Raw genomic sequence first — 16259 nt, 5'->3', positions numbered from 1 at the left:
AAAAGATAGAGATAGTTTGTTTTAAAACACCTATCTCTATCTTTGTTTAATTTACTTGTTGTTATTAAGTAAGTGTACTAAATCTGGATCGTTTTCAATGCGTTTAATTTCATTTTTAACCAACAGCTCAACGTCTTTTTTTATTTGATTGTAATTATCTGTAATAGCTCTATCTAGGTGATCATTGCCTTTGTAGTCTGTAAAAGAGGTAAGAGTTGGTATTTTTTTATAATTCATTTCTTGATTTTTTATCCTATCAGAATCTATTAGTATTTGTGCGTGGAAAAACTTTTGCTTTATTTTTTGGGAAAAATCATCAGATACAGCCCCAACAAACATCCCTTGACTTAAAGAGGATATTTTAGAAGCGGGGATAAGCATATCGAGCTGAGTGGAAAAAGAGGTGGATCTATCTTGCCTAGTAATAGATATGCTTTGGCGTTTTTGAAGTATTTTTCCAAAACGCTCAGATAAGCTCTTGGCTGTATCTCCAACTACTTGACCAGAGAAGATGTTACCCACCGTGTTTTGAATGACTTTGCTCTCTTTGTCTCCATAGTCTCTTACTAGTTGAGAGAAATCCTGAAAACCTAAGCACACCGCTACTTTATTACTTCTAGCCGTTGCAATTAAATTATCAAGGCCTCTGAAGTAAATAGTTGGAAGCTCATCTATTATAACGCTACTTTTTAGCTGGTCTTTTTTGTTTATCAGCTTTACAATACGAGAGTTGTAAAGGCCAAGGGCGGCGGAGTAAATGCTCTGGCGATCTGGATTATTTCCCACACAGAGAATCTTGGGCTCTCTGGGATTGTTAATATCAAGGGAGAAATCATCTCCACTCATAACCCAATATAGAGAGGGAGAAATCATACGAGATAGCGGAATTTTTGCCGATGCGATCTGTCCTTGAAGCTGATCTTGAGCTCCTCCTTGCCAGGCGTCCATAAAAGGAGAGAGATAGTTCTCTAAGGAGTCGTACGAGGTTAAAATAGTAAAAACATCTTTGTAGGGTTTGTTAAGTAGCTCAATTGCATGAGGAAAGGTGCAGTGTTTACCGTTTTTGTAAATCTTTAAAAACCATATAATAGCCGCTAGAAGGATAATTGGTGATTCTACAAAAAAATCACCTTGTTTTTGTATCCAAGATCGGTTAAGATTAAGCATAATGGTGTAAGCAGATTCATATGCGTCGGAGATATCTGTTATAAACTTAGGGTTTATTGGGTTACATCTGTGGCTTTTTCTTGGATTATCAAAGTTTATAACATAAAACTTAGGCGTTATTTTGTATTTATGGGCATTTAAAAGAAGATGGTTATAGGCAATAGTTGAAAGATCATCGTATTTAAAATCATAGATATACATGGCAAAGCCTTTTTCTATTTGCTGCTTGATAAAACTGTTTATAACCGCATAGGTCTTACCCGAACCTGGAGTCCCTAGAACAATTGTTGCCCTAAAGGGATTAACTACATTAATCCATCCATTATGCCATTTTTTTTGGTAGTAAAATTTAGTTGGAAGATTAACCGAATACGGGTTTTGCAAAAGTCGAGTCTCTTGATAAAAACTTTCATTCTCTAAATTAAAAACATCTTCTAAAAGCTCTTGATTTATAAGTCTACTTAAATATGCTCCCGATACAAGAAGTAGTATATACCCGATTGATAAAGTTGTGATGTATAGGATATTTGCAATAAGTAAGTTTATTTTTAAAAGAAAAAAGTTTAAAAAGAAAAGTCCAGCTCCCATTAAAAATAAAATAGCTACTTTCTTTAAAGTGATTTTTTGATTTTTTACCCCTTTGTTTCCCAAAAGACTTAAAGCTAGAAGTAAAATAGAAAATAGCTTTGTGTAGATAGGATAGACAAATAAACTTGCTTTAGCGTTAAATCCTAAAAGGATTTTATCAATCACAGGGTGGGTTAACCCAAGACGTATAAATAAGGAGTAACAGAACCAGTATATGTGCAGAAGTAGTATAATAATACTAACGGCTCTTAAAAAAGATAAAATCTTTGAAAGGGCTCTTAAATCATCTTCGCTTTGCATAGTTTTATATCTTTAAAAATTAGAATATTAAAAATATAGGTTATTGCTTCTTTTTTATCTTATTGACTCTTAAAGGGTTTGTTTGTCCTTAAAAGACAAGACTATATTTTATATTAAACCAACTAAAAGTGCTATAGGTTTTCAGCTTTGGGGAAGTCGTGAAGATTTAAGTGAACTGTATGACTCTTTTTCTATTTTCTTTAATGATCAAATCTATGATTCGGAATTAGAATTTGATTCTTGTGATAAAATTATAAGTGGGGTTTTATATTAAGATTAGAAAAGTCTTTAATGATAGTAGATTAAAGCGAAAATCGGGCCATTTAAGTGATAGTGAATCTGTTTAATGTATCTCCGTTTATTGACATAATGCTATTTTTGCCGTGTACTAAGCTATTTTTAAATAGAAAAATAGATAGAATAGGAGTGTTTTTTGATTGAATATACACCAGGAGAGTTGTAAGAGAAAAATGATATAATCATTAAGAGTTAACTCAAAGCTAACTCTTAATGAATTATAAAATAAATCTCAGTCTTTTATATGCTTTATCCTATGGGTTAAACTCGTTTGTTTTTATTGATTTCATCTTGAAGCTGTCTTCTGATTTTTTGTTCTCGCTCTAAGGATGATTTTTTATATTCTTCAAGTTCACTTTCTGCTTCGATTTGTTTTCTACAGGCATCCTTTGTGTTGGTAAAACTTTTCTTGAATTGGATAAATAAGATACCTAAAACCAATAGGAGTATTAAAATAATAGACCAAACTATTGTTTTAAAAGTACTTTTATGGGTACTGATACCTATAAAGTCAAGATTGTTTTCTTTATCAATTGCAATTGTTAGGTTTTCTTGAAGAACTTGTAATTGACTGGATAAAGAATCTATGGATTTTTTTTGTTCTATAAGAGAATTCTTATTCTCTCGTATAGTAGTTTGTAGGTTGTTTATCGAATCCTTTACATTTTGTTGTACTTGTTGTAATTTATTTTTCTCTACTACCTTGTAATTTTGCCAATTATTTGATTGGCTAATTAGTGTGTTAAATTGGTGTTCTATTGTATTTGTATCGCTTTGTGAGTAGCTTGATAAGGTAAATGTTAGTAAGGTGGCAGATAAAATAATGGCTTTTTTCATTAATTAAATTTTTGAATAAGATTTGTCTATAGGCATATATAAAGATTGAATGATTTATTTAAATTAAACGTAAAGATATTTAGAAAAGTATATACTAACCCATTAGTGTCCGATAAAACTTATTATCAAGGGGTTATTTCGTTGTAATATCTTGATAGTAAGCTTTATATTTTTTTTAGCTTATGGTCAGCCTAAAAATAGGCTGTCAAAACAAAGAGAGTTGTTTTATCTCTTTATCTTCAATAATCCAATCTTGCTTAGGATTTTCTAAGAGATATAATAGTTTAATGTAGTTAAACAGATGAATCTTACAAAAACTCACAAAGTTTGAGAAAGCCCAACTTCTTTTAAACTTCTTCTTAATCACAGATATGAGTAAATTTACTATCAAAACACAGTATATCTGTATTTTAATTATCTCCTAAAAAGTACTTTAAAGGAAAATTTTGTTTAAGCTGTTTAAAGATAAGTTCTATTTGTCATCTCAGTTTGTATAAGACAGCTATCATATCCGCTTTTATTTAGAAAAGATTAGTTATCAACTTGAACTTCCTCTTATGCTTTCTATTAAAAAACTTTAGCTTGCGCAGTTTAAGCTTCGTTGTACTGTTGTTTTCTTTAATAAACCTACTTATAGCAGTATGTATCCTATAAATAAACTACTAATGTATAGACTAGCTACTAGAGATGAGTTTAGAAAGAAAAGTGATGCTCCAATACAAAATAGAATAATAATTTTCTTTAAGGTGATTTTTTGATGTTTAACTTCCCTGTTTCCCAAAAGACTTAAACCTAGAAGTAGGATAGAAAAAAGCTTCGTGTAGATAGGATAGACAAATAAACTTGATTTAGCGTTAAATCCTAAAAGGATTTTATCAATCACAGGGTGGGTTAACCCAAGGCGTATAAATAAAGATTAACAGAACCAGTAAATGTGTAGAAGTAGTATAATAATACTAATGGCTCTTAAAAAAGATAAAATCTTTGAAAGGACTCTTAAATCATCTTCGCTTTGCATAGTTTTATATCTTTAAAAATATAGGTTGTTGCTTCTTTTTTATATATTACTGGTAATGATAGGTTTTGTTTGTCTTTAAAAGACTGCTTTTTTTATGATTAACTCAAGTTTCGCACCAATTTACTTTCACGTAGTAGGTTGATATTTAAAGTTGTAATTATTGGATAAAAGCCCAAAGGATTCAATATTATCAATTATTCTGGTTGTAATATCATGAATATCAATAGACTCTACTAGTTTTTCCAAAAAATCAATTATTAAGGCTACTACAGCTAATAACCTAACGTTTAATTTGTTTTCAATATAATCTTGTTTGAGGTCTTTAAATAGACCTCCAATAGTTTCATAAGCCTCCATTCTATAACGGATACTTATGAGTAAATACTGTACAAACACAATAGTTGTTTGCGCTATCTGAACATCAAAGTTTGTCGATTGAGATTTATCAAGTCCAAAAAGCTGTTTAGTTTCTTTGAAGAATACCTCTATCGACCATCGGATGCTATATATTTCTATTGTTTTGACGAATTTTAATGATGTATCTGTAGTTATTAATGTATGCCATTTACCATTAACGCCACGTTTTGAAACAAATACAGCCACATCAAGCCCATCAATACTAGCTGTATAAGAGTGATAATAATAGTTGAATTTACGACATCTTTTAGGTTTTTTGTCTTGTTTTTTTAAGCTGTGAAATCGTTTTAATCTCCGACTGAGCTTCAATTTTACTATTGTATTTATACATACCAATAATATGAGTTTTCCCACAGATACTACGTAGTTTTTTAAGTAAACTAATACTTGTAAACCAAGTATCGATTAAAATATAATCTACTGGTATTTTGCGCTTTATTGCTCTTGAAAACATTTTTACTAATACATCTGTCTTCTTTTTGTTGAGTTCTAAATATCTTTTTTTAGCAATGGCTTTTGAGCATCGAGGAGTCTTTTTTTGAGCTTGCCGTTGTTTTGCAGTTAAACCATATTTCAGTTTTGACTTTTTGCTTTCACGGTGTAAACTAAAATCTACTGGAATAAATACGCTACCATTCCAATATCCTGCTACTAAAATCATGTATCCCAAGTAGAAACTCTTTGATACATGATTGTATATTTTTGAAACACCTTCAATTGTTTTACCTGTTTTAGCAAGGTCAGAATCATCAAAAATCAAGCATTTTGTAGCATCTTTTTCAGGTGTAAAAAGTTCTTCTTTAAGTAAATATTGCATGACAAACTAAAATAAGAATGATCTCCAGTCAATGTTTTGATTCGACAATAGACGGTAGTAAGAATCTTTACCACAGTTATTTATATCAGCGTCTTTATTCTTAGATAAAGAAAACACAGAACTAATACCGATAATGGGAAGTATTAAAAGTATGGAAATTAAGTTCTTAAATGTATAACCCGATTTTTTACACCAATCAAACTGTTTTGAAATCTTATTAAAACCTAATATGTTTAAATGTGAATTTAAATATTCACAACTCAACCAAACCTTTTTAAATTTCGCTTTTATTTCTTGAACTTTAGTAATATCTTCGTATTGTAGCATGTTTTGTACTTTGTGTGTCCACAACTTAAAGATACAATAAAACCAAGGGATTAACTTGGTCTACATGCTACTCTTTTCACTTCTATATACCCTGAATTTAGGGTGCGAAACTTCAGTGATTAATTTAAAAAGTAAATAGAAGTTTGTCTTTGTAGAGAAAAGGTGAGTTTACTTGGTGAATTAAAACATGTAGAGACTTAAGATATTAAGTGTGATATTACAAGTTAAAGCATTGCAATTATTAAAAAAAAATATAGTAACATCTTAGAAAGTGTGAATTCAACTTAAAAAACTATAGAAGTGTATTAATGTATCACATACCTAAGATGGCTAAATTCGTAACTAGTAAAAATGGATAGACGTAGTCTTTACTAACAAAAAACACCACTCCACACAAAAAGTGAAGTTTTTATTCGCACCAATATTTTAAAAGTGTACATTTGTAACTTGCTGTTAGAAAAAGAAGACAATAATTGACAATTTTAATTATTTGATAGCATAAAGTATCACTGAATATAAAATAATTACACATTAAAACATGACTAAAGTACTGATCACAGGTGGAGCAGGATTCATTGGATCTAATTTGACAGAATATTTTTTAAGCAAAGGATATTTTGTACGTTGTTTAGACAATTTCGCAACAGGGCATAGACATAATATCGAGCCTTTTTTGTTAAATGAAAATTATGAATTAATCGAAGGAGATATCCGTGATTTAGAAACTTGTCATCGCGCAGTAAAAGGGATGGACTATGTTTTACATCAGGCAGCATTAGGTTCGGTTCCTCGTTCTGTAAAAGATCCTATTACTTCTAATGATGTAAATGTGTCAGGATTCTTAAATATGCTAGTAGCCATGAGAGATGGAGGAGTGAAGCGTATGGTGTATGCAGCTAGTTCATCAACTTATGGAGATTCAGAAAACTTACCTAAAGTGGAAGACATTATCGGAAAACCACTTTCTCCTTATGCAGTGACGAAGTATGTAAACGAATTATATGCTGATGTATTTGCAAGAACATATGGTATAGAGACAATAGGGTTACGTTACTTCAACGTATTTGGTCGCCGCCAAGATCCAAACGGAGCTTATGCTGCTGTTATTCCTTTATTTGTTAAGCAATTAATTAAACACGAGAGTCCTACCATTAATGGTACAGGTGACTATTCTCGTGACTTTACCTATATTGATAATGTGATTCAGATGAATGAACGTGCAATGTTAACGACGAATCCTGATGCGATTAATACTGTGTATAATACAGCAGTAGGAGATAGAACTACCTTAAATTCATTGATTGGTTATTTAAAAGACAACTTAGCAAAGTGTGATGCTGAGATAGCTAATGTAGAGGCGGTACATGGCCCTAATCGTGTAGGAGATATTCCTCACTCTTTGGCTTCTGTAGATAAAGCAAAAACGTTATTGGGATATGAACCAACACATACCATAGATAAAGGATTAGCTGAGGCTGTTCAATGGTATTGGGAGAATTTGAAGTAGATGAATTATTTATGTTTGCATAAAGTATATTTGATTTTAAAAATAGCTTGTGTTAATAAAATACAATTTTAATGATGGATAAAAGTATAAAAGAAGATCTGTATCGATATGTAGGGGGATATAGTGTAAGTAAGTGTTTGAAAACTTATTTTTTTATTCCTGGATTTAGATATATGTATTGGTTTCGTCTTGCGAGTAAGAACCCTAAGAATATTTTTTATAAATTAATACATAGAAAGCTAAGTTATAAGTTTGGAATACAGATTCCTATAGGAACTAAAATAGGTAGGGGATTTTATATTGGACATTATAATTGTATCGTGGTTAATCAAGGGGCTATTATAGGAGATAATGTTAACATTTCTCATGGTGTGACTATTGGGCAAGTAAATGTAGGTGATAAAGAAGGTGCACCAATTATAGGGAATAATGTTTATATAGGACCAGGAGCTAAAATAATAGGAGCTATTAAGATTGGAAATAATGTAGCTATTGGAGCAAATGCAGTAGTAGTGAAAGATGTTGAAGATAATTGTATAGTAGGAGGTATCCCTGCAAAAGTATTGTCTATGAAAGGATCAGAAGGATATGTAAACCGCACTGTTTAAATCAAAAAGTAAAACAAAATAATAAGAGGATAATTGATTTAAGAAAAATTTAAAACTTAAATAAAAAAGTCAATTAACTAAAAAAAATAGATATGAGTACACAACATAAAATTGCAGTTATTGGATTAGGATATGTAGGATTGCCTTTAGCAAGATTGTTTGGAACGAAATTTCCTACAGTAGGATTTGATATTAACAAAGGACGTATTGGAGAGTTAAGTGAAGGAAAAGACAGTACGTTAGAGGTAGAGAATGAGATTTTACAGTCTGTATTAGTGGATAAAAATCCAGTATTACATCATGGAGATAAGGGGTTATATTGTTCTTATGATATGGGAGATATTACAGATTGTAATGTATATGTGGTAACTGTACCAACTCCTGTAGATAAGCACAATCGTCCTGATTTAACGCCTCTATATAAGTCTTCTGAGACAGTAGGTAAGGTGTTGAAAAAAGGAGATATTGTGATTTATGAGTCTACTGTATACCCAGGGGTAACAGAAGAGGAATGTGTACCTGTATTAGAAAGAGTTTCAGGATTAAAATTCAATGAAGATTTCTTCTGCGGATATTCTCCAGAGCGTATTAATCCTGGGGATAAACAACATACTGTTGAAAAAATATTAAAAGTAACTTCAGGAAGTACACCTGAGATAGGAGTAGTGGTAAATGATATTTATAAAGCTGTGATTACAGCAGGGACACATTTAGCACCTACAATTAAGGTGGCTGAAGCTGCTAAAGTGATTGAAAACTCACAGCGAGATATCAATATTGCTTTTGTAAATGAGCTAGCGAAGATTTTCAACCTATTAGATATTGATACACATGCAGTATTAGAAGCAGCTGGTACGAAGTGGAATTTCTTGCCATTTAAACCAGGATTAGTAGGTGGTCACTGTATAGGTGTTGATCCATACTATCTAGCACAAAAAGCAATGGAAAAAGGATACCATCCAGAGATTATCTTAGCAGGTCGTCGTTTAAATGACTCTATGGGAGAGTATGTCGCTTCTCAAGTGGTAAAAACAATGATTAAGAAAGGAATCAATGTCAGTAAAGCAGAAGTATTAATGTTAGGGGTGACATTTAAAGAAAACTGTCCGGATGTACGTAATACGAAGATTGTAGATGTAATTGGAGCCTTAGAAGATTACGGAGTGAAAGTAACAACATATGACCCATGGGCTAATCCTGCAGAAGTAATGCATGAGTATGGAGTAGTGAGCTATAATAAAATAGAAGCTATTCAACCAAGAGAAAACCAGGCTACAGATCACCGCTATCCAGCAGATGTAAAACGTTATGATGCTATTGTATTAGGGGTTGCTCATAAAGAGTTATTGGCATTGGATATTACTAGTTTGAGAAAAGAAATATCTGTTGTCTATGATGTAAAAGGTGTATTAGAAGGTGAAATAGATAGTAGATTGTAGCAGTGAGTTTAATCAATAAAATAAAGCAAAAATTTAGTAGTAAGGATGCAAGAGCTCTTTTAGAGAATTTTGTATCATTATCAGCTTTGCAATTGGTGGGGATGATTTTACCCTTAATTACTTTGCCTTATGTCTTAAGGGTGTTAGGGTTTGAGAAATATGGTATCATCGTTTTTGCTGCTTCGTTAATTGCATATTTCCAGTCGCTAACAGATTTTAGCTTTCGTATTACAGCAGTACGCGATGTCGCTGTTTTTAAAAATAGTCCACAAAAACTAAATTTGATTTATAGTAAAGTAATACTTATTAAAGGGATATTTCTAGCTTTATCACTTTTAATTATTGCTTTAATTGTATTACTAACTACTTCTTTTTATGAATTCAAAGAGATTTATGCTTTAAGTTCATTACTGTTAGTAGGATATGCTTTGTTTCCAGAATGGTTCTTTCAAGGAATTGAAAAAATGCGTTATATTACTTATTTAAACTTAGGGATTAAGTTTTTTTTTACTATTTGCATTTTTGTGTTTATCCGAGAAGAGCGAGATTATTGGATTTACCCGTTATTGCAAGGGTTAGGATTTATTGGGGCAGGAATTATAGGACAATACTTATTAGTTAGAAAGTATAAGTTACAGTTGATTTGGCTTCCTAAAAGAATTATTAAAGATACGATTAAAAGTAATTTTCCTTTATTTATTAACCAGTTTGTACCTACTTTGTATAATAATACTAGTACTTTTTTATTAGGTATATTAGGAACAAAGTCGTTAGTTGGTATTTATCAAGCTATTTTAACAGTTGTTAACTTAGGTATTACTATTATTGATGTATTCTCTAGGGTTTTCTTCCCTTATTTAAATCGAAAAAAAGGCATGTTTCCTAAGTACAAAAAGATGTTGCTTAGTGTTAGTGTCTTAATGAGTATCTGTATTTTAGCTGGATATCAATTGATTTTTTGGTATTTAGATATTGATTATGAATATGCTTTTGTTGTATTACTATTATTGGTAATAGGATTAAATGGGTATACATTCTCTAATATATTTGGATTGAATTATTTTTTAATTAAGAGAATGGATAAGTTAGTGATGAAGAATACAGTAAGAGCGTCTTTATTAGGTTTTGTGTTAGCTTTTCCTCTGATAACTTATTTCGGTATTATTGGAGCGGCTATTAATTTAAGCTTTGGACGATGGATGATGGGTGGTGGATTATTTCTTAAGTATATTAAGATGAAAAATAATATAAACCAATAATGGTTAAGTTGTAGATTTTTAAAGTAAACTAAAATATTATATTATGAAAACAGTAGGATTTCCAATTAGTCAAAAAAAGAATGAAAAAAGAAGATGTTTAATTCCTAATGATATTAAATATATTAAAAATAAAGAATATATCTATGTAGAGGAAGGGTATGGTGATGTACTTGGTTATACTAATGAAGATTACTTAAAGGCTGGTGTACATATAGTATCAAGAGAAGAAGTATTGAGTAAAGATATTATTTGTGATGGTAAAATTGGAGATGCTGCATATTTGGATAAATTAAATGGACAGACTATATATGGCTGGGTACATGCTGTGCAGAATAGAGATATTACAGATATTTTAATTAATAATAAGTTAACTGCTTATGCTTGGGAAGATATGTTTGAAGATGGTAGACATACTTTTTGGCGAAATAATGAAATTGCTGGAGAAGCAGCTATTATGCACGCTTATACTTTACATGGATTATTTCCTTATGATACAAAAGTTGCAATTATAGGACGTGGAAATATAGGTAAAGGAGCATTAAAGATTTTGACTTTTATGGGGGCAGATGTTACAATGTATGATCGCAAAACAGAAAAATTATTTCAAAAAGAATTGCATTTATTTGATGTTGTGGTTAACTGTATTCTATGGGATACTTCACGTACAGATCACATTATTTATAAAGAAGATTTGAAACGTATGAAAAAAGGTGCATTGATTATTGATGTTAGTTGTGATCGTAATGGTGGGGTAGAAACTTGTATTCCTACTTCTATGGATAATCCTATTTATGTTGTAGATGATGTTGTTCATTATGCTGTAGATCATACTCCTTCAATTTTTTATAAAACTATTTCGAAAAGTTTAAGTGAGGAGGTTTCTAAGACAATAGACTACTTGATTGAAGAAAATACTAATACTGTATTAAAGGAGGCTTTGATTATGAAAAATGGGGAGATTATTGATCAAAGAATTGCTGCATTTCAAAAGAGATAATTATGTTGCGTAGTGTATTAAAAAAGATTGTGTTAGTAACACCTTTTCTTTATTCTAAATATAGAGAGAAGATGCTTAAAAGTGGAAATATTGTTTCTTATAATAAACATTTAGAGGATATAGAAATAGCTAATAAAGTTTTATTACAAGAGAATCTTGATTTAGGGAATTATCAAGTAGCTTTAGTTAAGGATGCTTTGTTTAAAGGAGATGAAAATTTTATTTCCCCTAGATCTTATTTTCCTAAGTATGAGCGTTTTTTAAGAAACAATCAGATTAAGTATGAGTTTTATAATATTTTAAGTTCTGATTGGTTGGAAGAAGCTAAAAAGTATGATTTAATTATCTGGCATACTGCTTCTGATCCATGCACGCAAAAAATAGCCAAGAGTAAAATCTATGTTTTAGATAAAATATTGAATAAGAAGTGTTTGCCTTCTTATGATGAAATATGGGGGTACGAGGATAAAGTGAATGCTCATTACTTTTACAAGGCTCATGATTTGCCAGAAATACCAACTTTTGTTTCTCATGATAAAAATGAAATCATTAATTTTCTAGAGAAAACAAAGTACCCTATTATTTCAAAGTTAACTACGGGGTCAGCTTCTTTTGGAGTTGAAAAGATTAGTAATAAGAATGTGGCAATGAAGTTTGTTGATAAGGTGTTTAGTGATAAGGGGGTAAAGACTTATTTCCCTTTTGAACGACAAAAGAATTATGTTTATTTTCAACAGTTTATAGACGATGCTACCTATGATTTGCGTGTAATAACAGTGGGAGATAAAGCTCTAGGGTATTATAGATTTCCAAATGAAGGAGATTTTAGAGCTTCTGGAGCGGGTAATTATGCAAAGAAAGAAATTCCTAAAGAGGCGTTAGATTTGGCTTTTAAAGTGAAAGAGCTCTATGGTGCTAATTTTTTAGCAACAGACTTACTGTATAGTGATAAAGATAAGAAATACTATATTATAGAAAGCTCTATTTTTATTGGAGTAGATACGCCAAATCAACTAGAGATAGATGGTATACCAGGTTATTATAAGAGAAATTCAGACTCTAATTATGATTTTGTAAAAGGAAAGTATTGGATTCAGGAATTGACTTTAAAAGAGTTAATTGAAAAAGAAATTTTTTAAATATTCACCAAGTATTGGTTTATTTATATTGATAAAGTTGGAAGAAAGTATTAAGTATGATTTTAACAAGTAGTTCTAATAAAAGTTTACAAACAAATGAATATAAATATTCATTGTTAGCTTTCGTGTTTTTTTTAATATCACCGATTTTTTGTTTACCATTTGTTTTATTTTCTATTTATAACAGAGAACGTTTTTCTTTATTTGTATTAGCCTTATTTTTTGGTGTGTTAACATATTATTTAATTCCAACTTGGGAATTAGATATCTCTAGGTATTATATTCTATACCAAGAGATATTGAATGTTGACTATAGTGGATTTAAGACTATATTAGAGAGTCAAAATGATTATGTTTTTTTCTTTATTTATTTTTGTTTTTCTCGATTAGGTATTGGATTCCAAACTTTTTTATTGATAATTTCTGTAATTTCATTTTATTCATGCTTTAGAATAGGTGACTTTGTGATTAGAAGATTAAATCCTTCAAGACAATCATATTTTGTCTTAATGATAAGTTTTGTTTTGAGTTTACCTATTTTATCAATGATTTCTGTTACGAGATTTTCGTTAGGTTTTCTTTTTTTTATGCTGTTTATTTATAACCATTTAAAAAAAAATAATAAAGTTTCTTACTTCTTTTTTACTTTGAGTTGTTTTACTCATTTTGCTTTTTCAGTGTACCTTCCATTTATTATTCTTTTCTATTTTTTTACAAATAGAGTTAAGATTAATACGATGCTAATTACTATCGGGGTGATAGTGATTTTTTTTAGTGTAAGTGGTAGTTTGATGATTTTTCTTCAATATATACCTTTCTTGGCAACTAAGGCACAAACATATTTGACTATATATGAAGATACAAATATTAAAATATTATCTAGTATGCTGATATTGCCTGTTTTTATTTCTTTGTTTTTTTATATGAAATTTTATCGTGCTATATCATCAGATTTATTGCAGATTTTCTTGGCAGTATTTTTAGTTGCTTTAGTTTGTATCCCTACAAATATGATTATTTATGATCGTTATATTCAAGTTTTTAAACCTGTTTTTGCTCTAACACTAATGGCAACTTGTTATAGCCCAGGTATTAAAAGAAGGAAAGAAATATTACTTTTGAGAAAGATAGCTTTAGTAGCAACATTTTTGTATGGGATGTATTATTTTTATACATTTTATATTATATATAGAGAAAGTTTTAGAGGTTTTCTTAGTTTAGGTAAGTTATTACTTGTCTCTATTCTGGAATCAACATATACACAACGTGATTTTTATTAAATGAAAGAAAAAGAAAAAATAGTATTAGTAACAGGACTTTATCCGTTGTTTAAAGGAGGTGCAGAATATCAGATGCGTTTAATAGCGGATCGCTTAAAGGAGGAATATGAAATTGTATTTCTGTACTTAGGTGATGTGCCTGGTCAGCGTGTAGAAAAGACAACTAGTCAAATAGTAGATGGGTATAAGGTATACTTTATTAAAAGTTGTACAAAACTAGACACATTGACGCTAAAGTATACTTATGGACGAAGAATCTATGAAATACTTCAAAAGGAGAAACCAGCTTTTGTGTATCAGCGTGTATTAAAGTTTATGTCTTATTATATTTCTAAATATCAAAATGAGCTAGGGTATAAGCACTTTATACATGTTGCAGACTTGTTTACGTTACAGTTTAATACTGATACGTTAAGAGGTAAATTTAATTATCACTTTTTTCAAAAAACTGTTGAGAATAAGAGTAGATTTATTGTACAGACAGGAGAACAACGGGAAGCTTTAGCTACTTTAGGAGTAACGCCTGTACTTCAAGTTTACAATATGCATCCAACGTTAGATAATACAGTGTTGCAATATATAGAGAAGAAAGTAAAGTCAAAGGTAGCTCATATTGTATGGGTAGCGAATATAAAACCAATAAAGCAATTAGAAGTGTTTGTAGAGTTAGCAGAGAAGTATAGTGGTAATCCCAAAGTACATTTTGATATTATAGGGAGTATTCAGGATGCAATATATGCTAATCCTATCATAGAACGTATAAAAGGTTTGTCTAATATTACTCATTATCAAGGAAAAAATAATGAATTTGTTAATGAGTTTTTGTTAAAAGAGGGTAGTCTTGTAGTTAATACAAGTGTAAGTGAGGGCTTTTCAAATGTGTTTATTCAGAGCTGGTTAAGAGGTATACCTGTATTGTCATTAAATTCTGATCCAGATAAGGTATTTGATAAACATCCTGAATTAGGGAGTTGTGTATATGGAAATGGAGATGCTTTAGAGGCTAAGGTAGGGGAATTATTGAATAAAGAAAGCTATCAGTATAATGCTCAACGTTGTTTTGAAATAGGGAATGATTTGTTTTCTTTTGAGAATATAGGTAAAATTAAAGAACTTTTACAATAGTAGTAGATGAAAGTATTATTGATATCAAGAGGTATTCCTTCAAAAAAGGATCCGATGTGGGGAAACTTTGAGTTAGATCAGGCAAAAGCTATTCTAGGACAAGGTCATGAGGTTATTTCTATGTCTGTAGATCGAAGAATTCGATTGTATTGGCGTACTATTGGTATTACTTCAACCACAATAGACGGAGTAAAAATGTATAATTATTTTTTTCCATTGCCATATCGTGTATTGCCTCGTTTTATTCATAATTATTTTGTAAATCGTTTTGCTAAGAAGCTGTATCAACATATAGAAAAAGTAGAAGGAAAAGTAGATGTGATACATGGACATTATTTACCAAATATTAGAATAGGGACTTATCTGAAAAGTTTGTTTAATATCCCTGTTGTTGGTACAGAACACTGGAGTGAATTAAAAAGAAAAAAAATTAAAAGTAGTGTATATGCTGATGCTAAAGAGGCATATCCTGCTGTGGATAGATTAATAACAGTATCTGCGCCCTTAGAACGCATTGTAAAACGAGAATTTAATGTAGAGTCTGAGTTTGTTGGTTGTGTGATAGACAGTGTTTTTAGTTATGTGCCAGAAAAGAAAGATGAAATATTTCGTTTTATAGCAGTAGGCTCTCTATTTAAGATAAAAGGTTTTGATACAGCTATAAAAGCATTTGCTAAAGCTAAACTACCAGCTAATGTTCACTTTCATATTATAGGTAATGGAGGAATGGAAGGGACTTTACAGCAGCTGATACAGTCTTTAGGGGTAGAGAATCAAGTGTTTTTAGAAGGTAGGAAAACGCGTGCTGAAATAATGGATTTTATGGCAAAATCATCAGTATATGTCTTATCTTCATTGTCAGAAAATTTTGCTACAGCATGTATGGAAGCATTATCTGCTGGTGTACCTGCTATTATGACTAAATGTGGAGGACCAGAAGACTTTGTGGATGATACAAATGCTGTGATGGTAGAAGTGGGAAATGTGGAAGAGATGGCTAAAGCAATGAATTATATGTATCAAAATATTGATCAATATAATCAGGAGGAGATTTCTAGGAATATAAAGAAGAAGTATTCACCTGAGGCGATTGGTGGACAACTAAGTAAAATATATAAAGAAATAAAAAAAATATAG

11 protein-coding genes and 2 pseudogenes are annotated in these 16259 nt (G+C 30.6%); 9 read left to right on the top strand and 4 right to left on the bottom strand.

From position 1 onward, the window contains the following. Positions 1 to 51: 51 nt before the first annotated feature. From mobC to AABL87_RS12815, 4 genes and pseudogenes are all read right to left on the bottom strand, one after another. Positions 52 to 2055, bottom strand: a complete 2004-nt coding sequence (mobC, locus tag AABL87_RS12830) for a conjugal transfer protein MobC (RefSeq protein WP_341277455.1) — start codon at positions 2053 to 2055, stop codon at positions 52 to 54. A 558-nt stretch (positions 2056 to 2613) separates the two neighbouring features. Continuing rightward, positions 2614 to 3189 (bottom strand): hypothetical protein, encoded by a 576-nt coding sequence (locus tag AABL87_RS12825; RefSeq protein ID WP_286419786.1) that lies wholly within the window; start codon positions 3187 to 3189, stop codon positions 2614 to 2616. 631 nt (positions 3190 to 3820) lie between these two features. Next, positions 3821 to 4207, bottom strand: a pseudogene (locus tag AABL87_RS12820) (YWFCY domain-containing protein). 126 nt (positions 4208 to 4333) lie between these two features. Further along, positions 4334 to 5768: pseudogene (locus tag AABL87_RS12815) on the bottom strand (IS4 family transposase). A gap of 538 nt (positions 5769 to 6306) precedes the next feature. Between AABL87_RS12815 and AABL87_RS12810 the strand changes: the two are divergent. The 9 genes from AABL87_RS12810 to AABL87_RS12770 all read left to right on the top strand — a co-directional run bounded on the left by AABL87_RS12810 (position 6307) and on the right by AABL87_RS12770 (position 16259). Further along, on the top strand, positions 6307 to 7275 hold the full coding sequence (locus AABL87_RS12810; protein ID WP_341277454.1) for an SDR family oxidoreductase: 969 nt from the start codon (positions 6307 to 6309) through the stop codon (positions 7273 to 7275). Between the two features lie 71 nt (positions 7276 to 7346). Beyond that, a complete protein-coding gene (locus tag AABL87_RS12805) occupies positions 7347 to 7883 on the top strand; it encodes a serine O-acetyltransferase (RefSeq protein ID WP_341277453.1) in 537 nt (178 codons plus the stop codon). 92 nt (positions 7884 to 7975) lie between these two features. Continuing rightward, entirely contained in the window at positions 7976 to 9322 is a 1347-nt protein-coding gene (locus tag AABL87_RS12800; protein ID WP_341277452.1) for a nucleotide sugar dehydrogenase, read from the top strand. A 2-nt stretch (positions 9323 to 9324) separates the two neighbouring features. After that, on the top strand, positions 9325 to 10581 hold the full coding sequence (locus AABL87_RS12795; RefSeq protein ID WP_341277451.1) for an oligosaccharide flippase family protein: 1257 nt from the start codon (positions 9325 to 9327) through the stop codon (positions 10579 to 10581). A 43-nt stretch (positions 10582 to 10624) separates the two neighbouring features. Further along, positions 10625 to 11578: a N(5)-(carboxyethyl)ornithine synthase gene (locus AABL87_RS12790; RefSeq protein WP_341277450.1), complete on the top strand. Its 954-nt coding sequence runs from the start codon at positions 10625 to 10627 to the stop codon at positions 11576 to 11578. A 2-nt stretch (positions 11579 to 11580) separates the two neighbouring features. Continuing rightward, complete coding sequence (locus AABL87_RS12785) at positions 11581 to 12717, top strand: hypothetical protein (protein ID WP_341277449.1); 1137 nt, start codon at positions 11581 to 11583, stop codon at positions 12715 to 12717. Positions 12718 to 12773: 56 nt separating this feature from the next. Continuing rightward, positions 12774 to 13997, top strand: a complete 1224-nt coding sequence (locus tag AABL87_RS12780) for an EpsG family protein (RefSeq protein WP_341277448.1) — start codon at positions 12774 to 12776, stop codon at positions 13995 to 13997. Then, positions 13998 to 15122 (top strand): glycosyltransferase, encoded by a 1125-nt coding sequence (locus AABL87_RS12775; RefSeq protein WP_341277447.1) that lies wholly within the window; start codon positions 13998 to 14000, stop codon positions 15120 to 15122. It begins immediately after the preceding gene. A 6-nt stretch (positions 15123 to 15128) separates the two neighbouring features. Next, complete coding sequence (locus AABL87_RS12770) at positions 15129 to 16259, top strand: glycosyltransferase family 4 protein (RefSeq protein WP_341277446.1); 1131 nt, start codon at positions 15129 to 15131, stop codon at positions 16257 to 16259.

Origin of the sequence: Myroides sp. C4067 (assembly GCF_038039665.1) — a bacterium.
Lineage (GTDB): Bacteria > Bacteroidota > Bacteroidia > Flavobacteriales > Flavobacteriaceae > Flavobacterium > Flavobacterium odoratimimum.
This window is presented reverse-complemented; position numbering and strand designations above follow the sequence as displayed.